A 19,533-nucleotide genomic window follows, 5' to 3' on the forward strand; every position below is an offset into this window, starting at 1 on the left:
GCCAAGCGGCGAACCGAGCGACCAACCCGCTACACGTCGAGCAGCAAGAGCGCACTGCCCGCGAGCAGCAGCGCCATCAGCCGGTTGAACACGCGCATGCGCCGCGCGTTCGCGAGCCGGTGCCGCAGCGACGCACCCGCGTACGCCCAGCACGCGATCGACGCGAAACAGATCACGAGATACAGCGCGGCGAACTGCCAGACCTGCGCACGGTCGCCATCGGCCGCATACGCGCCCATCGCGGCCACGCACGCGAGCCACGCCTTCGGATTCAGCCACTGCATCGCCGCGCCGGCCACCGCCGACGGGCCGGCCACGTCCGGGGCGGCCGACAGCCGGCCGTCATCGAGCGCGAGCCTGAACGCCATATACAGCAGGAACGCGATTCCCGACCACTGCGTGGCGGTCGTCAGCACGGGCCAGCGCGCGAGCGCCGCGTGCAGCCCGAGGCCGATCAGCAGGAACAGCGCGACGAAGCCGAGCGTCGCGCCGGCCGCATAGCGCAGGCTCGCGCCGAGGCCGTGACGCGCGCCCGCACTGAGCGCGACGATGTTGACGGGACCGGGGGTGATCGACGAGGCGAGCGCGAACGCGGCCATCGAAACCAGCATGCTCATTGGATGTCTCCATGCGAATGATCGAAAGTCGCATCGAGACTACGGAAGCCGCACCGGCCCGTATTGAAGAAAACTGCCCTCGGCGGCGCGCGGGCGCCGGCCGTCGTCAGTGCAACGCGCGCGGCGCGTGCGCCGGCCGGGTGTCGTGCACGTCGGCCGGGCGCAGCGGGCCGCCCGCGCAGGGCTTCGTCGAGACCGAGAAACCGAACGTGTTGATGCCGCCCGAACACGCGACGAATACGCTGCCGCCGTGCATTTCGGCGACGGCCTTGACGATCGACAGTCCGAGCCCGTGGTTCTCCTTGCTGTTCGCGCGCGCTTCCTCGAGGCGGTAGAAGCGCTCGAACACGTGCGAGCGCCGGGCGGGATCGATCGGCTCGCCGGGGTTCGCGACGGACACTTCGACGAGCGTGTCGCGGCGCACGATCGTCACGCCGATCGTCGCACCGGGCGCCGAATGCTGGATCGCGTTGATCAGCAGGTTCGTCATCGCGCGGCGGAACAGCGACGGATCGACGGCCGCGCGCGCGTCGCCGTGCAGCTCGGCGTGCAACTGCGCCTCGTCGAGCGGGATTTCGAGGAAGTCGAGCATGCGCCGCACCTCGTCGGCGAGCGACACGTCCTTCAGGTCGGTCGCGCGTTCGCCGCGGTCGCTGCGCGACAGGAACAGCATGTCGTTGATGATCACGCGCAGCCGCTCGAATTCCTCGAGGTTCGACTGCAGCGTCTGCTGCATCCGCTCGACCGAGCGGTCGCGGCTGGTCAGCGCGACCTGGGTCTGGCCGATCAGGATGCTGATCGGCGTGCGCAACTCGTGCGCGACGTCCGCATTGAACGCCTCGAGCCGCGCGTAGGTCTGCTGGATGCGTTCCAGCGCGCCGTTGAACGACGCGGCAAGCTCGCGCAGCTCGGCCGGCAGCGCGTCGGTCTGCAGCCGCTGGTGGCGGTTCGCGAGGCTGATCGCCGACGCGTCCTGCGACAGCCGGTCGAGCGGCGCGAGCCCGAAGCGGGCCACCGCGCGGCTCAGCAGCAGCGCGACGATCGTCGCGATCGCGATCAGCCCGGCAAGCGTCCAGCCGAAGCGGCGCAGCATCCGCTGCGTGCGTTCGCACGAGCTGGCGACGATCAGCCGCAGCGTCGGCCGCTCGCCGTTGCCGGCCACGGTGACGGTCTTCGTCATCACGTCGTAGCTGCTGTCGTTCAGCGCGTAGCGCTGGAAGGCGCCGAACGGCTCGCCGACGGGCACGCCGTCGACGGGCTTGCCGAAGCGGAAGGCCGGGTTCGTGCTGTCGACCTGGTAGCGCGTCGAGCCGTCGGGCGGTTCGAGATCGGCGAGTTTTTCCTGCATGAGACGCCCGCGCTCGGCCGTCAGCGCATGCGACACGATCATCTCGGCGACCTTGGTGCGCGTGTCGAGCGTCGCGCGCAGCTCGGCGAACAGCTGGCGCTCCATCATCACGAACAGCCCGCAGCCCACCAGCGTGAACACGAGCAGCGACACGATGCCGAACATCGCCGACAACCGCAGGACGATCGAGCGTTTCATGCGGGCCTCTCGGTGTCGCCGTCCTCGCGCGCCTCGAGCACGTAGCCCATGCCGCGGATCGTGTGCAGCAGCTTGTCCGCGAACGGGCCGTCGAGCTTCGCGCGCAAACGCTTGATCGCCGTTTCGACGACGTTCGCGTTGCTGTCGAAGTTCACGTCCCACACGAGTTCGGCGATCGTCGTCTTCGACAGCACCTCGCCGCTGCGCCGCGCGAGCACGCCGAGCAGCTGGAATTCCTGCGCGGTCAGGTCGAGCCGCGTGCCGTCGCGCGTCGCGCGGCGGCCGATCAGGTCGACGCGCAGGTCGCCGATCGAGATCAGCGTCGATTCCTGCACGCGTGCGCGGCGCGTGAGCGCGCGCAGCCGCTCGATCAGTTCGAGGAACGAGAACGGCTTGGTGAGGTAGTCGTCGGCGCCGCCGCGCAGCCCGCGCACGCGGTCGTCGACGCGGTCGCGCGCGGTCAGCATGATGACGGGCGTCTGCTTCTGTGCGCGCAACGCACGCAGCACGCCGAAGCCGTCCAGCTTCGGCAGCATCACGTCGAGCACGACCACGTCGTAGTCGAATTCGACGGCTTTCCACGCGCCGTCCTCGCCGTCGAGCGCGGTGTCGACGACCCAGCCTTCTTCGGTCAGGCCGCTCTTCAGGTATTCGACGACTTTCGGTTCGTCTTCGACGATCAGGACTTTCATGTTCGAATCCGTTGTCCGGGTAATCCGGTTAAGGGCTCGGGTGCGCCGGGGCCGACGCCGGGGCTGCGGTGGCGACCTCGGCCGGTGCCGGGCCGCTCGCCGCATGCCCGTCCCAGCCGCCGCCCAGCGCCTTCGCGAGAAACACGACGAGCGCCGCGCGTTGGCCCTGGATCTGCACGGCCTGCCGCTCGCTCGTCAGCAACTGCTGCTGGGCCGTCAGCACGTCGATGAACGGCGTCAGCCCGCCCGCGTAGCGATCCTGCGCGAGCGACACGAGCTTGCGCGCGTCGTCGACGGCCGCGGCCGCCTGCTGCGCGGCGTCGGCGAGCACCGACAATCCCGTGACCGCATTCTGCACCTCCTGGAACGCGGTGAGCACGGTCTGCCGGTAGCCGGCCTGCGCGGCGGCGTAGCCCGCCTGCGCGAAATCGACGCCGGCCTTCAGCTTGCCGCCTTCGAACAGCGGCTGGGCGAGCGACCCGCCGACCGACCACAGCAGCGCCGGCACGGTGAACAGGCCGGCGAAGCGCGTCGCATCCCAGCCGATGTCGGGCGACAGCGTGATGCGCGGGAAATACGCGGCGCGCGCGACGCCGATCTGCGCGTTCGCGGCGGCCATCGCGCGCTCGGCCGACGCGACGTCGGGGCGCCGCTGCAGCACGTCGCTCGGCAGGCCGGTGGGCAGCGTCGGCGCGTTGATCGGCACGACGCGCGGCGCGATCGAGAACGCGGGGGCCGGCGTGCCGACCAGCGTCGCGATCGCGGTTTCGACCTGCGCGCGCTGCTGTAGCAGCAGCTGCGCCTGCGTGCGCGTCGCGTCGAGCTGCGAGCGCTGCTGCAGCAGGTCGAGGCCCGACACCGCGCCGAGATCGTGGCGCGCGCTCACGTAGTCGAGCGCTTTCTGCTGCAGGTCGATCGAGCGCTTGACGACGTCGATCTCGGCATCGAATTCGCGCAGCGCGAAATAGCTCGACGCGAGATCGGCGGTCAGCACCAGCCGCGCGTTCGCGAAATCGTCGCCGGCCTGCTCGGTGGTGGCCTGCGCGGATTCGACGCTGCGGCGTACGCGGCCGAACAGGTCGAGCTCGTAGCTGACGGCCGCGCCGACCTGGACGTCGTTCTGCACGGTCGACATGCTTTGCGTCGCGTAGTTGGTCTGCGGCCGGTCGGCCGAGATCTTGAAGCGCTGGCCGCTCGCGCTCAGGCCGACGGCCGGATACTGCGCCGATGCGACCGACGCGAGGGTCGCCTTCGCCTGGTCGTAGCGCGCGGCGACGGCCTTCAGGGTCTGGTTGTTGCGCAGCGCTTCGGCTTCCAGCGCATCGAGCTGCGGATCGCCGAACGCAGTCCACCAGGCCGGGTCGAGCGGCGCGCGGGCCGGCGCGGCCGGATGCCAATAGGCATCCGCCGGATCGAGCCGCCATGCGGCCGGCGTGTCGACGTCGGGCCGCCGGTAATCGGGGCCGACCGTGCAGCCGGCGAGGGCGGCGGCGAGCGCGACGGCGGTGACGGAGACGGCGGCGGGCCGCCGGCGGACGCGCATCGCGATCACGACTTCGCCTCCGCGGCGCCGGCCGCCGGCTTCGCGGCCGGTGTTGCAGCCGGCGTCGAGACGATCACCGGGTCGCCGTTCGCGAGCGCGTCGCTCGGGTTGGTGACGAGGCGGTCATTCGGCGTGAGCGGGCCGTCGACTTCGAGCGTCTGCCCGATCGTGCGCACCACCGTCACCGGTTTCAGGCGCACCTGGCCGTTCGCGTCGACGGTCGCGACCGTCGGGCCTTCGGCGCGGAACAGCAGCGTATTCGCCGGCACCTGCAGGCGGCCGACCGGCGTCATCGGCAGCGTTGCCTGCACGTACGCGCCGGGCAGCAACCGGCCGTCCGGGTTCGGCAGCGTGATTTCGGTCTGCAGCGAGCGCGTCGCGACGTCGATCGCCTGCGACGTGCGCGTGATCGTGCCGTCGAACGTCCGGCCCGGCAGCTCGGCCTGCGCGACGTTCACTTGCTGGCCGACCTTCACCTGTTGCGCGTAGGCCTGCGGCACCTGCACGTAGAGGCGCAGCCGGTCGGCCTGCACGACCGTGAACAGCGCGCGGCCCGCGTTGCCGGAACTGACGAGGTCGCCGACGTCGACGTTGCGCTGCGTGACGATCCCGTCGATCGGCGCGACGATCCGCTGGAAGCCCTTCAGCTCGGTGAGCCGGCGCATGTTCGCGTCGGCCGCCGCGAGGTTCGCGGTGCCCTGGTTGAACGCGCCTTGCCGGTCGTCGAGTTCCTGCTGCGAGACGGCATCGCGCTGGCGCAACTGCTGCGCGCGCTCGAACGACGTCTTCGCGAGCGCGAGCGACGCTTGCGCCTGCTGGCGCTGCGCGGTGGCCTGCGCGAGTTCCTGGTTCAGCTCGGGCGTGTCGAGTTCGGCGAGCAGTTGGCCCTGCTTCACGTGCGTGCCGATGTCGGCCTGCCAGCGCAGCACGTAGCCGCTCGCGCGCGCGTAGATCGGCGCCTCGACGAAGCCGCGCAGCGTGCCCGGCAGCGTCAGCTTGCCGCCGGTGGCCGCGTCGACCGGATGCACGACGCTCACGTACTGGCGCGTGTTCTGCTCGGCGACCGCGTCGAGCCGGTTGCGGTTCAGCACGTTGACGACGACCGTGCGCGCGGCGCCGGCGGCCAGCAGCACGCCGATCACGATCAGGACGATGCGTGCGCGTCGCGACACCGACGTGCGCGTCGGCAGGTGCATGCCGTGTTCGTCCACCTGGATGCCGACGGCGCTGTGATGTTTCTCTTCCATGAATTCAACCAAATCAACCGGGTAGTGGAACGAAGGTCAGTGTCCGGCCAGGCGCGCACGCCGGCGGGCCAGCCGCGCATGCACGCCGCCGAACACGAGCGGCACGAACAGCAGGGTCGAGACGGTTGCGAACAGCAGCCCGCCGATCACCGCGCGGCCGAGCGGCGCGTTCTGCTCGGCGCCTTCGCCGAGACCGAGCGCCATCGGCACCATCCCGATGATCATCGCGAGCGCCGTCATCAGCACCGGCCGGATCCGCGTCGCGCCGGCTTCCAGCGCGGCCGTGAGCGGCGGCGCGCCGGCCTGCAGGCGCTGCCGCGCGAACGACACGACCAGGATGCTGTTCGCGGTCGCGACGCCCACCGTCATGATCGCGCCCGTCAGCGCGGGCACGCTCAGGTGCGTGCCGGTGATGAACAGCATCCACACGATGCCGGCGAGCGCGGCCGGCATCGCGCTGATGATGATCAGCGGGTCGAGCCACGACTGGAAGTTGACGACGATCAGCAGGTAGACGAGCACGATCGCCATCGCGACGCCCGCGCCGAGGCCGATATACGACGTGCGCATCGTCTCGATCTGCCCGCGCATCGTCAGCTCGGTGCCGCGCGGCAGCGTCGCGCGCGCATCGGACACGATGCGGTCGATCTCGCCCGCGACCGCGCCGAGGTCGCGGCCCTCGACGCTCACGTACACGTCGATCGCCGGGCGGATGTTGTAGTGCGTGATCACGGCCGGGTTCGCGGTGTTGCGCACCTGCACGAGATTGCCGAGCAGTTGCAGCGGCATGCCGGCGCGCCCGTTCGCCGAGATCGGCGTGCCGAGCAGGTCGTCGACCGACGAGAGCGTGTATTGCGGGGTCTGGATCTGCAGCGGGTACTGCACGCCGGTGCGCGGGTTGATCCAGAACGACGGCGTCGTCTGCGAACTGCCGGACAGCGAAATCAGCATATTCTGCGCGACGTTCTGCGCGGAGAGATTGAGCTGCTGCATGCGCGTACGGTCCATGTCGGCCAGCAGGGTCGGTTCGTCGTTGCGCTGCAGCACGTGCACGTCGACGGCGCCGGGGATTCGCCTGAACTTTTTCATCAGGCTGCTCGCGATAGTCATGTTACTCGCGAGATCGTTGCCGAGCACCTGCACGTCGATCGCGGCCGGTTGGCCGAAGTTGAGGATCTGCGTGATGATGTCCGACGGCTGGAAGAAGAACTCGACGCCCGGGAAGCGCTCGGGCAGCACCGTGCGCAGCGCGTGCACGTAATGCTGGGTCGCGCGGTGGCCGGGCTTCAGCGCGATCAGCAGTTCGCCGTCGAGCGTGCCGATCGTGCCCGCGTTGCTGTACGACAGGTTGATGCCGCTCACCGGCAGGCCGAGGTTGTCGACGATCGCGCCGAGTTCGTCGGACGGCACGGTTTCGCGGATCACGCGTTCGACCTGGTCGGCGAGACGCGCGGTTTCCTCGATCCGGTAGCCGGTCGGCGCGCGCATGTGCAGCCGGATGTTGCCGGAATCGGCATTCGGGAAGAAGTCGCGGCCGAGCACGAACACGAGGCCCGTCGACAGCACGCAGAAGCCGAGGAAGCACGTCGCGTAGAAGCGGCGGCGCACCAGCAGGATGCTGAGCAGCACGATGTACCACGCGCGCAGCCGCTCGAATGCGGCGTTGAACGCGTGATGGAGGCGCGCGAAGCGCGACGTCGAACGGTCGGGGCCGGTGCTCGCCTGCTGCGGGCGGAACAGCAGCATCGCGAGCGTCGGCACCAGCGTGCGCGACAGCACGTACGACGCGAGCATCGCGAACACGACGGCTTCCGCGAGCGGCACGAACAGGAAGCGCGCGACGCCGGTCAGGAAGAACATCGGCACGAACACGATACAGATGCACAGCGTCGACACGAACGCGGGCACCGCGATTTCGCCGGCGCCTTCGAGGATCGCGTCATGCAGGTTCGTGCCGAGATGCAGGTGCCGCTCGATGTTCTCGATCGTGACGGTCGCATCGTCCACCAGGATCCCGACCGCGAGCGCGAGCCCGCCGAGCGTCATGATGTTGATGGTTTCGCCGAGCGCGGACAGCGCGATCAGCGACGTGAAGATCGACAGCGGGATCGAGATCGCGATGATCAGCGTGCTGCGCCAGTTGCCGAGGAACAGCAGGATCATCATCGCGGTCAGCACGGCGGCGATCAGCGCCTCGTGGATCACGCCCTGGACGGCCGCGTTGACGAACACCGACTGGTCGAACAGCGGCGTGACCGTGAGCCCTTCGGGCAGCGTCGGGATCACCTTCGGCAGCAGCGCCTTCAGGTCGGACACGACCTTGAGCGTCGACGCGTCGCCGCTTTTCAGGATCGAGATGAGCACGCCGCGCTGGCCGTTCTGGCGCACGACGTTGGTCTGCGGCGCGAAGCCGTCGCGCACCGATGCTACCTCGCGCAGGTAAGTCGTCGCGCCGTTGACGGTCTGGACCGGCAGGTTGCTGATGTCGGCGACGGTGTCGGCCGACGCGTTCGTGTCGATCCGGTATTCGGTCGGGCCCATCTTCGCGGTGCCGGTCGGCAGCACGAGGTTCTGCGCGTTGACCGCGTTGACGATGTCGGCCGGCGTGAGCCCTTTCGCGAGCAGCGCCTGCGGATCGAGGTCGATCGCGACCACGCGCGTGCGGCCGCCGTACGGAAACGGAATCTGCACGCCCGGCACCGTGATCAGCTGCGGGCGCAGGAAGTTGAGCGCGATGTCGGCGAGCGACTGTTCGCTGAGCGTCTTGCTCGACAGCCCGAGCTGGATCACCGGAATGCTCGACGCCGAATAGGTGATCACGAGCGGCGGGGTGGCGCCCTGCGGCATCTGCCGCACGATCGCCTGCGCGGACGACACCGTCTGCGCGATCGCCGTCTGCACGTTCGCGCCCGGCTGCAGGAACACCTTCACGACCGCGATGCCGGGCAGCGACGTCGATTCGACGTGCTGGATGTTGTTGACGGTCGTCGTCAGGATCCGCTCGTGCACGGACGTGATGCGGTTCGTCATCTCCGTCGCGGAGAAGCCGCTGTAATTCCAGATGACGCTGATCACGGGAATGTTGATCGCGGGCAGCACGTCCACCGGCGTGCGCATCAGCGCAAGCGGGGTGGCCAGCACGATCATGATGGCCATGACGATGAACGTGTAGGGGCGCCTGAGCGCAAGATTGACGATCCACATGGAGGCAGCGGGACAGGCGGTGATCAGGCGTGGATAAAGGGAACCCGAATGATAGGCGTCGGCGTGGAACGGGTTACTGTCGCGAAACTGGCGGAATCGTCAGGTTGGAGCGCGCGGGCCGGGTGCCGATTCGGCAGAGGAAACGCGGCGCGACGCGCCGGCCGCAAAACGGCCGCGATGCCGGACGGGCAGGCTGCATCGGCATCGATTGCGTTCATCGGTCGCGCTCAGATCTGCTCGATGCCGACCCGCGCGAGCGCACCGAGATCGACGACGTCGATCTGGTTGTACGCGAGCCGCAGCGTGCCGAGCTTTTCGAGCTGCTGCAGCGCCTGGTTGATCCGCTGCCGCGACACGCCGACGAGCATGCCCAGTTCCTCCTGCGAGATCGACAGCGACGGGCCGGTGTCCGGGTACAGGTCGGGGTTGAAAAGCTGCGTGAGCGCCTGCGCGACGCGGGCGTCGACGTCCAGCAGCCGGCTGTTCTGGATCGACGCGATGAATTCGCCCATCCGGTTGTTCAACTGGTGGATCACGAAGCGCGTGAACGGCAGGCTCGTGTCGAGCAGCGCGTGGAACGTGTCGACCGGCACGAACAGCACGGTCGAGCGCTGGATCGCGACGACCTCGTACTTGCGCAGCTCGCGCTTGATCACGCTGCCTTCGCCGAACCAGCCGCCCGACGGCACGCCGGAGAACGTGCAGCCGCGCCCCGACGCATTGAAGATCGCGAGCTTGAGCAAGCCGCGATGCACGCCGATCCAGTATTCCGACGGCGCGAGCCGACGGGCGATCACGGCGCCGGCCTCGCACTGCTCGACGTGCGACTGCGCGAGCACGAGCGCCTGGTGCTCGGGCGCGAGCGTACGGAACCACGCGCACTGGCCGAACAGCGTGGCGAGCGCAGGCAGCGGGGCCGGTTCGGGAAGCGCGTCGGACGGGCGAACGGGCGTGTCGGGCGGGGCGGCGAGTGGGTCGTGCATCGATGCGGGTTTGCGAGGATAGGGATAACGCGCAGCGCGTGACACGCACTCTGTCGTTTCGATGACAGACGGCTCACAATAGCGCCCGTTAGGCTGTCGGCAATTGAACCACATCAAAACGATCCGGGGTGAAAGTGCCCCGGTCGACAGGACACGGGAGACAGGATCATGACGCAGATGTTCGAGGCCGGACTCGGCCGCCGCGACGCGAATTACGTGCCGCTCACCCCGATCGACTTCCTCGTCAGGACGGCGGAAGTCTACGGCGAGCGCCTCGCGATCGTGCACGGCGACGTGCGGCGCACGTGGGGCGAGACCTACACGCGTGCGAAGCAGCTGGCGAGCGCGCTCGAGCGGCTCGGCGTCGGGCGCGGCGACACGGTCGCGGCGATGCTGCCGAACATCCCGGCGATGGTCGAGGCGCACTTCGGCGTGCCGATGGCCGGCGCCGTGCTGAACGCGATCAACACGCGGCTCGACGTGTCGTCGGTGCTGTTCATGCTGCGCCATGGCGAGGCGAAGGTGCTGATCGTCGACACCGAATACGCGGAGTTCGCGCATCGCGCGGCGCTCGAGGTGCCGGGCCTGAAGATCGTCAGCGTGGCCGATGCGATGCCGGCCGACCCCGCGCGCTTCGCGGGCGCGACCGACTACGAGGCGCTCGTGGCCAGCGGCGACGCCGACTACGCATGGACGCCACCCGCCGACGAATGGGACGCGATCGCGCTGAACTATACGTCCGGCACGACCGGCGACCCGAAGGGCGTCGTCTACCACCATCGCGGCGCGTATCTCGCGGCGGTCAGCAACCTCCTCGAATGGGACATGCCGAAGCATGCGGTCTACCTTTGGACGCTGCCGATGTTCCACTGCAACGGCTGGTGTTTCCCGTGGGCGGTCGCGGCGCGCGCGGGCGTGAACGTCTGCCTGCGCAAGTTCGACGCGAAGACGGTGTTCGACCTGATCCGCCGCGAACGCATCACGCATTACTGCGGCGCGCCGATCGTGCAGAGCGCGATCGCGAACGCGCCGGCCGAATTCCGTGCCGGCATCGACCACACGGTGCACGCGATGGTCGCGGGCGCGGCGCCCGCGCCGGCCGTGATCGCGAAGATGAAGGAGATCGGCTTCGACCTGCTGCACGTGTACGGGCTGACCGAGGTCTACGGCCCGGCGACCGTGTGCGCGAAGCAGGCACACTGGGACGCATTGCCCGACGACGAGCGCGCGCGGCTCAATGCGCGCCAGGGCGTGCGCTATCACCTGGAAGCGGGCGCGACGGTGCTCGATCCCGACACGATGGCGCCCGTGCCGGCCGACGGCGAGACGCTCGGCGAGATCATGTTCCGCGGCAACATCTGCATGAAGGGTTACCTGAAGAACCCGAAGGCGACCGACGACGCGTTTCACGGCGGCTGGTTCCATACCGGCGATCTCGCGGTGCTGATGCCGGACGGCTATATCCGGATCAAGGATCGCAAGAAGGACATCATCATCTCGGGCGGCGAGAACATCTCGAGCATCGAGGTCGAGGATGCGCTGTACCGGCATCCGGCGGTGGCGGTCGCGGCCGTCGTCGCGATGCCCGACCCGAAATGGGGCGAGGTGCCGTGCGCGTTCGTCGAGCTGCGCGACGGCGCGAGCGCGACCGAGGCGGAGATCATCGCGCATTGCCGGCAGCTGCTCGCGGGCTTCAAGGTGCCGAAGGCCGTGCGGTTCGGTGAGTTGCCGAAGACGTCGACCGGGAAGATCCAGAAGTTTCAGCTGCGCAATGCGGTGGGATCGGACAAGGCGATCGATCTGGCGGGCGACGACAAGAAGTAGGCGGCGGGCCGGCCGCAGCCTGCCGCCCGTTATCACGCGTTCTCTTCGAGCCGGAACACGCTGACCGCGTCCGACAGGTGCGCGGCCTGGTCGCGCAGCGCGACGGCCGCGCGTTCGGCATCCGAGATCAGCAGCGCGTTCTGCTGCGTCGCGTCGCCGATCTGGGTGACGGCCAGGTTCACCTGCTCGATGCCGGTCGATTGTTCTCGCGACGCGGCGCTGATCTCGCCGATCAGCGTGCGGACCTGGTCGACGCGCGCGACGATGTCGCGCATCGTGCCGCGCGCGGCCTCCGCGATCCGGTAACCCTGTTCGACGGTCGTCGACGATTCGGCGCTCAGCGCGTCGATCTCCTTGACCGCGGCCGCACTGCGCTGCGCGAGCGCGCGCACCTCGGCCGCGACCACCGCGAAGCCTTTGCCGTGTTCGCCCGCGCGCGCCGCCTCGACGGCTGCGTTCAGCGCGAGGATGTTGGTCTGGAACGCGATGCCTTCGATCGTGCCGGTGATCTCGGCGATCCGGCGCGTCGCGCGGCCGATGTCGTCCATCGTCGCGACCACGCGCTGCACCGCGGCGTCGCCGTCGGTCGCGGCAGTTGACGCGTGCGCGACCAGTGCGTTGGCTTGCGCCGCGTGTTCGGCGCTCTGCTGCACGGCGGCGGTGATCTGTTCCATGCTGGCGGCCGTCTGTTCGACGCTGCTCGCTTGCGTCGCGATCCGCGCGGCGATGTCGCCGCTGCCGGCCGCGATGTCGACCGTGCCGCGCGCGATGTCGGCGGAGCTGTTGCGCACCTGCGCGACAATCCGCGCGAGGCCGTCGCCGATCCCGTCGACCGCCTGCACGAGCCGGCCGATCTCGTCGTTGCCGGCCTGACCGCGCGTGCCCGCGCCGTCGCGGATGCGCACGCTGAGGTCGCCCGCCGCATAGCGCTCCGACGCCCGTGCCGCCGCATCGAGCGGCCGGCTCACGACGCGGCGTACCACGATGACGAACAGCAGCGCGAACGCCGCGACGAGCACGGCGCCGATCATCAGGAAGCGGTTGCGGGTCGCGCGCATCGTGGCGAGCAGCTCGTCGTCGAGCGCGATGCCGCCGACGAGCCATTGCCACTGCGGAATCGTCGTGAACGACACGAATTTCGCGGTCGGGCCGCCGTCGTGCGCGGCCGGATCGGTCGACGTATATGCGAGCCGCCCCTCGCCGGCCGCGAGCATCCGCGCGTACGGCGCGCGCCCGTCGTCGGCAGGCTGGCCCGCCGCATCGGGGTGCACGACGAAGGTGCCGCGCGACGGCCCCTGCGATGCATCGAGCACGAAGTAGTAGCCGTTGTTGCCGATCTTCAGCGAGCGGATGCCGTCTTCCACGAGCTTCAGTTCGGCGCCGATGTCGAGGCCGACGAACAGCGCGCCGATCACGCGGCCGGTCGCATCGGTCACCGGCTTGTACTGCGTGATGTACGGCCGGCCGAACAGCTTCGCGAGGCCCGTGTAGCTGCGGCCGGCGACGAGCGGTGCGTACGCGGGGCCGGCCCGGTCGAGTTTGGTGCCGACGGCGCGCGCGCCGTCCTGCTTCTTCAGCGACGTCGTGATGCGCACGAAATCGTCGCCGTCGCGCGCGAAGATCGTCGCGATCGCGCCGCTTTTCGTCAGGAACTGGTCGGGAATCGAATAGTCGAGGTCGAGCGGCTGGCCGCCCGCGTAGAGGGTCGGCGCGGCAACGCCGCCGATGTCGACGGTGCGCGCCGGGTCGAGCGAGAAACCGGCCGGCAGGAAGCTCGCGAACAGCGCCATCGAGCGGTTCGCTTCGGCCGACAGCGCCTTGTCGAACAGGTCGACCATCGCGCGGATCGACTGCTCCTTGTCGACGATCCGCATGTGCGCTTCTTCCGCGAGCTGCTGGCCGGCGAAATGGGCGAGCGTCCACGCGAAAACGGTGAACAGCAGGGCGACGAGCGTACACGCCAGCGCGGCAAGACGCGCGCCGACGCTCACCCGGCCCAATTGGGTCGATCTCATGAAACGTCCTGAGTGGGGAGTGAGAGGGGGCGGAACGCACGCGTCACCGCAAGTCGACCGGTTAATACGGCAATTTCGGCGATATCTTTAGCGGCGCGTCGTCGATGGCGCCGCCGGCAAGTGCGCGGGTGGGCGACGAGAAGGCGGGTGTCAGTGCGTGACGAGCCACGCGACGGCCAGGTAACGGCCGACCTTCGCGATCGTCACGATGAGCAGAAAGGTGGGCAGCGGCTCGCGCAGCACGCCGGCGATCATGGTCAGCGGATCGCCGATCAGGGGCGCCCAGCTCAGCAGCAGCGACCAGCGGCCGTAGCGTGCGTACCAGCGCTCGGCGCGCGTGAGCGCGGCGGGCTTCACGGGAAACCAGCGGCGTTCGCGAAAGTGCTCGATACCGCGCCCGAGCGCCCAGTTGATCGCGGAGCCGGCGACGTTGCCGATGCTCGCGACGAGCACCAGTGCCCAGACGGGTTCGCGCCCGGCGACCAGCAGGCCGGCGAGCACGGCTTCGGACTGGAGCGGGAACAGGGTCGCGGCGACCATCGACACGGCGAACAGGCCGCCGTAAGCGAGCAATTCAGGCATCGCGCGATTGTACCGGGCGCGCGCCGCGGGTCGTGAGGCACACGCTCACACGATCATGCATTCACCTGTTCATGCGGCATCGGCCGTGCCGAACAGCAGGTGCGAGATCACCGACTTGTCGACGGGTTCGTCGTTGAGCGTGCTGGCCAGCAGTTCGCCCGCGAGCTGCTGCGGCGAAAACACCATGTCGGGCTTCAGCAGGCGCAGCCGTTCGAGGTTGCGCTGCTGGTTCACGAGCGCGACCGTGCGCACCGACGGTGCGATTTCGCGGATCGCGAGGATGATGAACGCGTTCTCGGCGTCGTCGGAGCGCAGCGCGAGCACCGCGCGCGCGGTCGCCGCGCCGGCGCCTTCCAGCACCGCGTGGTCGGTCGCATCGCCGACGATCAGGTCGGTCGTGGCCGGATAGTTGTGCTCGACGCCGGCCGGCACGACGACGGTCACCGCGTAGCCGCGCTTGCGCAGCCCGTCGTGCACGGCGTGCGCGACGGGTGTCGCGCCGACGATCAGGTAATGATGCTTGCGGATCACGTTCGAAATGCCTCCCTTGACGATCCGTTTCAGATTGCCGCCGATCACGGGGCCGACGACCGCGCTGATCGACGTCGCGAACACCGTGATGCCGAGCACGATCACCGACGCGGTGAACAGGCGCGCGGTCGGCGCATGCGGAACGATGTCGCCGTAGCCCACCGTCGACATCGACACGATCGAGAAATAGACGGCCGTGGCGAGATCGTGGACGGGCGGCGAGAATTCGTCGCCGAGATACAGCACGCCGAAGGTCGCGTAGATCAGCAGCGACACGATGCTCAGCAACGCGAACAGGCTGCTCGCGGCCACGCTCGCGCGGTCGAAGTGCCGCCAGTAGTACAGCAGCGCAACGGTCAGCACGGCCGTATAGACGAACACCGCATGGCTCCGGTAGCCGCCGAGCACGCTGATCGCGGCGGCCGCGACCAGCAGCAGGATCGACAGCACCCACGCGACGCGGGCGCGCAGCACGATGCCGATGGCCATCGTCGCGAGGCCGGCCGCGACGACCACTTGCGGCAGCACGACGAGCCCGGCGTTGGCGACGAGATTCAGCGCATCGGCGAGCCACGCGTGATGCAGGCCGAGCCTGGCGTGTTCGACGACGGGGCGCAGCACCATGAGCGCATCGAGCGCGAGCAGGAGGGCGAGATACCAGTGCAGGCCGATCGGCGCGAACACGCGCCGCAGGCGGGTAGTGAGAAGCTTCATCCAGTCGCCCGGCCGGCCGGGCATGTCCACCGAAACAGCCGCTACCCTAAAGCATTCGGCGATCGGCTGCTTTTTCGACGCACGCCGGCGGCGGTCGCGATGAAGCCGGCCGCCCGGTCGTTGTCAGTTCCAGCCGGCCATGATCGCGCCCATCCCGACGAGCAGCCCGCCCGTCACGCGGTTCATCGCGCGCATCCGTGCGGGCCGCTGCAGCGCGCGGCTCAGCCGGTGCGAGAACAGCGCCATCGACGCCACGCCGAGCGCGAACAGCACCGCGAACGTCGCGGCGAGCAGCAGGTACTGCTGGTTCAGGCTCCAGTCGGCGCTCGGGCTGATGAACTGCGGGAAGAACGACGGGAAGAACAGCAGCGTCTTCGGATTGAGCCCCGACGTTGCGACGCCGCGCCAGAACAGCGCGCGGTGCGAGTCGGTCTCGGGTGTGGCCGCCCCGGTTGCCGCCATCGCCGCCATCGCCGCGGCGGAGCCGGCAGGCGCCGCCGCCGGCGCGCGGCTGAGCCATTGCTTGCAGCCGAGCCAGACGAGGTAGGCGGCGCCGGCCCAGCGCAGCACGGTCAGCGCGCGCTCGTCGAGATGCACGAGGGAATTCAGGCACAGCGCGGTCAGCGCGAGTTGCAGCAGCACGGCGAGCGTGCCGCCCCAGACGCACGGCAGCGCGCGGCGCCAGCCGGCGCGCAGCGCCTGGTTCATGGTGAGGAGGTTGACGGGGCCGGGGGCGTAGACGAGAACGGCGGAAGCAGCGAGAAACGACAGGTAAAGCCTGAACGACATGACGGGTAGGGCAGGAACAGGATCAGGGGCGCCGAAGCCGCGTGGCCGGATAGGCGCGCGGGCGGCGGGGAATCGCATGCCTGCCGGCCGGCACCGCAACTCGTGATTGCGGCCGTGCGTGCCGGTGCGAAGGGGTTGTCGCGGGAACGTGCCGGACAGCAGGCATGGATGAAAATATATCAACGGGCCGGATTAAAAGGCTTCCGCTTTTCCACACAAACCGACACAAATCCGGAATGGCGTTCAGATAAAATCCCGGTTTTCAGGAGAAGATTCTTTTTTGCCATGGCCGCACGTGAACGCTCGCCGAAAACGCTCGACAGTCAGGACCGCAAGATCCTCGGCGCGCTGCAGAAAAACGCGCGTCTGTCGAACGCCGAACTGGCCGAACAGATCGGCATGTCGACCACCGCGTGCTGGAACCGCACGCGGCAGCTCGAGCTGGACGGTTACATCGACGGTTATGTCGCGCTCGTCAACCAGCGCAAGCTGGGCTATGCGGACATCGTGATCCTCGAAGTCACGCTCGATCGTCACGAGGACGATGCGCTCGCCCGCTTCGGCGAGGAACTCGCCGCGCTGCCCGAGGTGCTCGAGGCGTATCTCGTGTCGGGCGAGTACGACTACTGGATCAAGGTCGCGGTGGACGGCACGGCCGGCTACGAGCGTTTCCTGCGCGAAAAGCTGTACAGGATTTCGAGCATCCGCCACAGCCGCTCGATGTTCGCGCTGCGCTGCATGAAGGACGTGCCGTCGATTCAGGTGTGAGCGGGAGCGGGGATGCGGATGCGGCCGTCGTTGAAACGACGGTGCGGGGGATTGCGCTGCGCGCTGGCGCGGAGAAAGCCGGCAACCGGGCGTGCGGCTGTGCGTGCGGAGCGAGTGGGCGCCCGGGCAGGAAAACGGATGAATCTTCCGTGCACGACGATCCGGCGTAGCCGCGCGCCGGTTGGACAACGGCTGCCCGCCCGGGCAACCGGCAGACAAACCGCGCCGATGCCGAGCGGCGCCGGCTTCGGCTTCGAAGCGATTCAGAGCGGCTTCATCGCGCTCCCGTTACAGGGAGCGGGTTCCACCGGACTACCCGACCGGCGATTTGCGTTGCATCCCGTTGCCGGCACGCCGCGACCTGATGGTGCGCGTCCGGGCAAGCGGGTCAGGCAGGCATCGTCCGGCGGGCGGCCGGTCGTGCCGTTCAGCGCGGCAGGCGGGCGTGCGCTTCGGCGATGACTTCGCAGTTTTCGAGGTGGAGTGCCCAGGCTTCTGCGAGCAGCTCGCCCACGCGTGCGAGCCAGCCAGCGGATTCGGTGGAACGGTCGGAGGTGTTAGACGTTTGCATGACAAAGCCCCGTTAAGGTGGCGAGTTAGGGATAACCCTAATCATAGCGAAACGCCTCCGCTTTGTGAAATGCGATTTCGTTATATGAGAATTACTGACATTTGGTGTTGCTGCTTCGCAACATGCATAGCGGAGGCCGTCGCGCAACGGACAGGCGCGGCGAGGCCGTGCCCAAGCGGCCTCGCGTGAAACAAGAAAGGGGATTCGAACGGCAGGGAGGATGGCGGCGGCGGGCGGCGGCTTACGCGCCGATCCACCCGAACCGCCATGACAGCCGCCGCGTCGCGGCGAGCAACGCTTGCGCGAGGTCGCTGTCCGGCCCGCGCGGGAAGCCGCGCGACGAGCCGATGATCGCGATCACGAGCCGGATGCTGCCGGTGTGATCGAATACCGGCGCGGCAACCGTCCCGATGCCCGGCACCGGCGCGTCGAACGCGAAATCGACCCCGTCCGCGCGGATCGCCGCGAGCCGCCGGCGAAATGCGTCGTCGGCCGGCGCGGCGGTGCGGCCCGCGAGGCGCACGGGCTCGTCGGCGAGCAGGTCGGCCAGCACGTCGTCGGACATGCCGGCCGCGAAGATGCGTCCGATCGCCGTATTGACGAGCGACATCACCGTGCCGACCTGCAGGCTGACGTGCTGCGGCCGCGCCGATTCCTCGAGGCGGATCACGGTCGGTCCGAGCGGGCCGAGCGTCGCAGCCGCGACGCTCATGTCGGTCGCGGCAGCCAGCGCGACGATTTCGGCGTCCGCGTCGCGCGTCGGCGACACGCGCTGCATCGCGATCAGGCCGAGCGCCTGACCGAGCGGGCCGCCGCCGAAGCAGCCCGCGTCGTCGCGGCTCAGCAGCCCGATCTTCTGCAGGCTGACGAGATGGGGAAAGGCCTTGGCGGCCGGCATGCCGGCCGCCGCCGCGAGGTCGCGCAGCGGCAGCGCGCGGCCTGCCGACACCAGCGCGAGCAGCAGTTCGCCGGTGCTGTCGAGCGCGTTGATCCCGCGTTGCGCCTTCGCATCGTCGGCGAGCGCGGGTGGCACGCGCGCCGCAGCCGGCGCCGGGCCGGACGCCGACGGCGGCGCTGCGTCCTGCGCGGCGCCGAGCGATGCGGTGGCCTGCCGGGCCGCGTCGCGCAATGCCGCCGCGATCGGGCCGTCCCAGTCGACGTCGATCGAGCCCGTCGACCCGATCACCGTCAACGCGAGCTGCAGCGTGCCCTGCGCGTCGAACACCGGCACGCACATCGCGCTGACACCCGGGCTCGGCAGGTCGACGCCGCGCTCGATACCGCGCGCGCGGATCGCGTCGAGGTCCGCGGGCGGCACACCGGCGTCCGGCGCCGGCTGCTCGGCGCCCGCGAGCGAGGCGCCCGCGCCGGCCTGGCTGGCGGCCATCGCGTCGAGTTGCGCGGGGTCGCCGAACGCGCGGAACACACGACCGGTGGCCGTCGTGTCGAGCGACATCACCGAGCCGACGTGCAGGTTCACGTGCAGCGGATAGCCGCCGTGCTCGATGCGCACGATCGTCGGGCCGAGCACGCCGGGCACCGACAGCGCGACGCTCAGGCCGACCGTTTCGGCGAGCCGTGCCGCGTGCGGCAGCGCCGCGCGATAGGCCGGCTGGCGCTCGATCGACATCAGCCCGAGCCGCAGCGACAACGGGCCGGGCTCGTAGTTGCCGGTGATCGCATCGCGCTTCACGAGCGCGAGCCGCATCAGGCTGACGAGATAGGTGTGCGCCTGCGCGGTCGACAGGTCGGCCGCCGCGGCCAGCTCGGACAGGCCGAGCGGCTTGCGCCGGCGCGCGAGCGCGTCGAGCAGCCGTCCGCCGACCTCGACACTCTGGATCCCGCGCTGCGCCTTGGGCGGCGCATCGTCTGCGCTGACTTCGTGGTTCTGCACGCGATGATTCTTT

General features: G+C 69.3%; 15 protein-coding genes. 2 read left to right on the forward strand and 13 right to left on the reverse strand.

Annotated elements, in window-relative coordinates; all coding sequences use genetic code 11:
- Positions 1-29: 29 nt before the first annotated feature.
- The 7 genes from WJ16_RS25510 to WJ16_RS25540 form a co-directional block, all read right to left on the reverse strand.
- Positions 30-617, reverse strand: a complete 588-nt coding sequence (locus WJ16_RS25510; RefSeq protein WP_069259816.1) for a LysE family translocator — start codon at positions 615-617, stop codon at positions 30-32.
- Positions 618-723: 106 nt separating this feature from the next.
- Positions 724-2,163 (reverse strand): heavy metal sensor histidine kinase, encoded by a 1,440-nt coding sequence (locus WJ16_RS25515; protein WP_069259817.1) that lies wholly within the window; start codon positions 2,161-2,163, stop codon positions 724-726.
- Positions 2,160-2,855, reverse strand: coding sequence for a heavy metal response regulator transcription factor (locus tag WJ16_RS25520; RefSeq protein ID WP_021159240.1), 696 nt, complete (start codon positions 2,853-2,855; stop codon positions 2,160-2,162). Before WJ16_RS25520 ends, WJ16_RS25515 begins: the two co-directional genes overlap by 4 nt.
- A 28-nt stretch (positions 2,856-2,883) precedes the next feature.
- On the reverse strand, positions 2,884-4,398 hold the full coding sequence (locus tag WJ16_RS25525) for an efflux transporter outer membrane subunit (protein ID WP_084636152.1): 1,515 nt from the start codon (positions 4,396-4,398) through the stop codon (positions 2,884-2,886).
- A 5-nt stretch (positions 4,399-4,403) separates the two neighbouring features.
- Positions 4,404-5,645 (reverse strand): efflux RND transporter periplasmic adaptor subunit, encoded by a 1,242-nt coding sequence (locus tag WJ16_RS25530; RefSeq protein ID WP_069259819.1) that lies wholly within the window; start codon positions 5,643-5,645, stop codon positions 4,404-4,406.
- Between the two features lie 36 nt (positions 5,646-5,681).
- Positions 5,682-8,849, reverse strand: a complete 3,168-nt coding sequence (locus tag WJ16_RS25535) for an efflux RND transporter permease subunit (protein WP_069259820.1) — start codon at positions 8,847-8,849, stop codon at positions 5,682-5,684.
- Between the two features lie 227 nt (positions 8,850-9,076).
- Entirely contained in the window at positions 9,077-9,832 is a 756-nt protein-coding gene (locus WJ16_RS25540; RefSeq protein ID WP_069259821.1) for a Crp/Fnr family transcriptional regulator, read from the reverse strand.
- Between the two features lie 168 nt (positions 9,833-10,000).
- Here WJ16_RS25540 and WJ16_RS25545 point away from each other — a divergent pair, with 168 nt between their 5' ends.
- On the forward strand, positions 10,001-11,656 hold the full coding sequence (locus WJ16_RS25545; protein ID WP_069259822.1) for an acyl-CoA synthetase: 1,656 nt from the start codon (positions 10,001-10,003) through the stop codon (positions 11,654-11,656).
- A 32-nt stretch (positions 11,657-11,688) separates the two neighbouring features.
- Here WJ16_RS25545 and WJ16_RS25550 read toward each other — a convergent pair whose 3' ends face one another.
- The 4 genes from WJ16_RS25550 to WJ16_RS25565 form a co-directional block, all read right to left on the reverse strand.
- Positions 11,689-13,671: a methyl-accepting chemotaxis protein gene (locus WJ16_RS25550; RefSeq protein WP_069259823.1), complete on the reverse strand. Its 1,983-nt coding sequence runs from the start codon at positions 13,669-13,671 to the stop codon at positions 11,689-11,691.
- 150 nt (positions 13,672-13,821) lie between these two features.
- On the reverse strand, positions 13,822-14,253 hold the full coding sequence (locus WJ16_RS25555; RefSeq protein ID WP_069259824.1) for a YqaA family protein: 432 nt from the start codon (positions 14,251-14,253) through the stop codon (positions 13,822-13,824).
- Between the two features lie 69 nt (positions 14,254-14,322).
- Positions 14,323-15,498 (reverse strand): voltage-gated potassium channel protein, encoded by a 1,176-nt coding sequence (kch, locus tag WJ16_RS25560; protein WP_069261133.1) that lies wholly within the window; start codon positions 15,496-15,498, stop codon positions 14,323-14,325.
- A gap of 123 nt (positions 15,499-15,621) precedes the next feature.
- The gene (locus tag WJ16_RS25565) at positions 15,622-16,287 is read right to left on the reverse strand and encodes a LysE family translocator (RefSeq protein ID WP_069259825.1); all 666 of its coding nucleotides are present in this window, start codon (positions 16,285-16,287) and stop codon (positions 15,622-15,624) included.
- A 285-nt stretch (positions 16,288-16,572) separates the two neighbouring features.
- Here WJ16_RS25565 and WJ16_RS25570 point away from each other — a divergent pair, with 285 nt between their 5' ends.
- The gene (locus WJ16_RS25570; protein WP_069259826.1) at positions 16,573-17,055 is read left to right on the forward strand and encodes an Lrp/AsnC family transcriptional regulator; all 483 of its coding nucleotides are present in this window, start codon (positions 16,573-16,575) and stop codon (positions 17,053-17,055) included.
- A 427-nt stretch (positions 17,056-17,482) separates the two neighbouring features.
- Here the strand turns inward: WJ16_RS25570 and WJ16_RS35370 are convergent, their stop codons facing one another.
- Both WJ16_RS35370 and WJ16_RS25575 read right to left on the reverse strand, forming a co-directional pair.
- Positions 17,483-17,626, reverse strand: coding sequence for a hypothetical protein (locus WJ16_RS35370; RefSeq protein ID WP_167375398.1), 144 nt, complete (start codon positions 17,624-17,626; stop codon positions 17,483-17,485).
- Between the two features lie 241 nt (positions 17,627-17,867).
- Positions 17,868-19,520: an IclR family transcriptional regulator gene (locus tag WJ16_RS25575; RefSeq protein WP_069259827.1), complete on the reverse strand. Its 1,653-nt coding sequence runs from the start codon at positions 19,518-19,520 to the stop codon at positions 17,868-17,870.
- Positions 19,521-19,533: the final 13 nt, after the last annotated feature.

Origin of the sequence: Burkholderia metallica (genome assembly GCF_001718555.1) — a bacterium.
Classification (GTDB): Bacteria; Pseudomonadota; Gammaproteobacteria; order Burkholderiales; family Burkholderiaceae; genus Burkholderia; species Burkholderia metallica.

What these genes read in the sequence shown, in the direction of transcription:
- WJ16_RS25510 (WP_069259816.1), bottom strand. Translation starts at nt 617, where the DNA reads ATGAGCATGCTGGTTTCGATGGCCGCGTTCGCGCTCGCCTCGTCGATC.
- WJ16_RS25515 (WP_069259817.1), bottom strand. Translation starts at nt 2,163, where the DNA reads ATGAAACGCTCGATCGTCCTGCGGTTGTCGGCGATGTTCGGCATCGTG.
- WJ16_RS25520 (WP_021159240.1), bottom strand. Translation starts at nt 2,855, where the DNA reads ATGAAAGTCCTGATCGTCGAAGACGAACCGAAAGTCGTCGAATACCTG.
- WJ16_RS25525 (WP_084636152.1), bottom strand. Translation starts at nt 4,398, where the DNA reads ATGCGCGTCCGCCGGCGGCCCGCCGCCGTCTCCGTCACCGCCGTCGCG.
- WJ16_RS25530 (WP_069259819.1), bottom strand. Translation starts at nt 5,645, where the DNA reads ATGGAAGAGAAACATCACAGCGCCGTCGGCATCCAGGTGGACGAACAC.
- WJ16_RS25535 (WP_069259820.1), bottom strand. Translation starts at nt 8,849, where the DNA reads ATGTGGATCGTCAATCTTGCGCTCAGGCGCCCCTACACGTTCATCGTC.
- WJ16_RS25540 (WP_069259821.1), bottom strand. Translation starts at nt 9,832, where the DNA reads ATGCACGACCCACTCGCCGCCCCGCCCGACACGCCCGTTCGCCCGTCC.
- WJ16_RS25545 (WP_069259822.1), top strand. Translation starts at nt 10,001, where the DNA reads ATGACGCAGATGTTCGAGGCCGGACTCGGCCGCCGCGACGCGAATTAC.
- WJ16_RS25550 (WP_069259823.1), bottom strand. Translation starts at nt 13,671, where the DNA reads ATGAGATCGACCCAATTGGGCCGGGTGAGCGTCGGCGCGCGTCTTGCC.
- WJ16_RS25555 (WP_069259824.1), bottom strand. Translation starts at nt 14,253, where the DNA reads ATGCCTGAATTGCTCGCTTACGGCGGCCTGTTCGCCGTGTCGATGGTC.
- kch (WP_069261133.1), bottom strand. Translation starts at nt 15,498, where the DNA reads ATGAAGCTTCTCACTACCCGCCTGCGGCGCGTGTTCGCGCCGATCGGC.
- WJ16_RS25565 (WP_069259825.1), bottom strand. Translation starts at nt 16,287, where the DNA reads ATGTCGTTCAGGCTTTACCTGTCGTTTCTCGCTGCTTCCGCCGTTCTC.
- WJ16_RS25570 (WP_069259826.1), top strand. Translation starts at nt 16,573, where the DNA reads ATGGCCGCACGTGAACGCTCGCCGAAAACGCTCGACAGTCAGGACCGC.
- WJ16_RS35370 (WP_167375398.1), bottom strand. Translation starts at nt 17,626, where the DNA reads ATGCAAACGTCTAACACCTCCGACCGTTCCACCGAATCCGCTGGCTGG.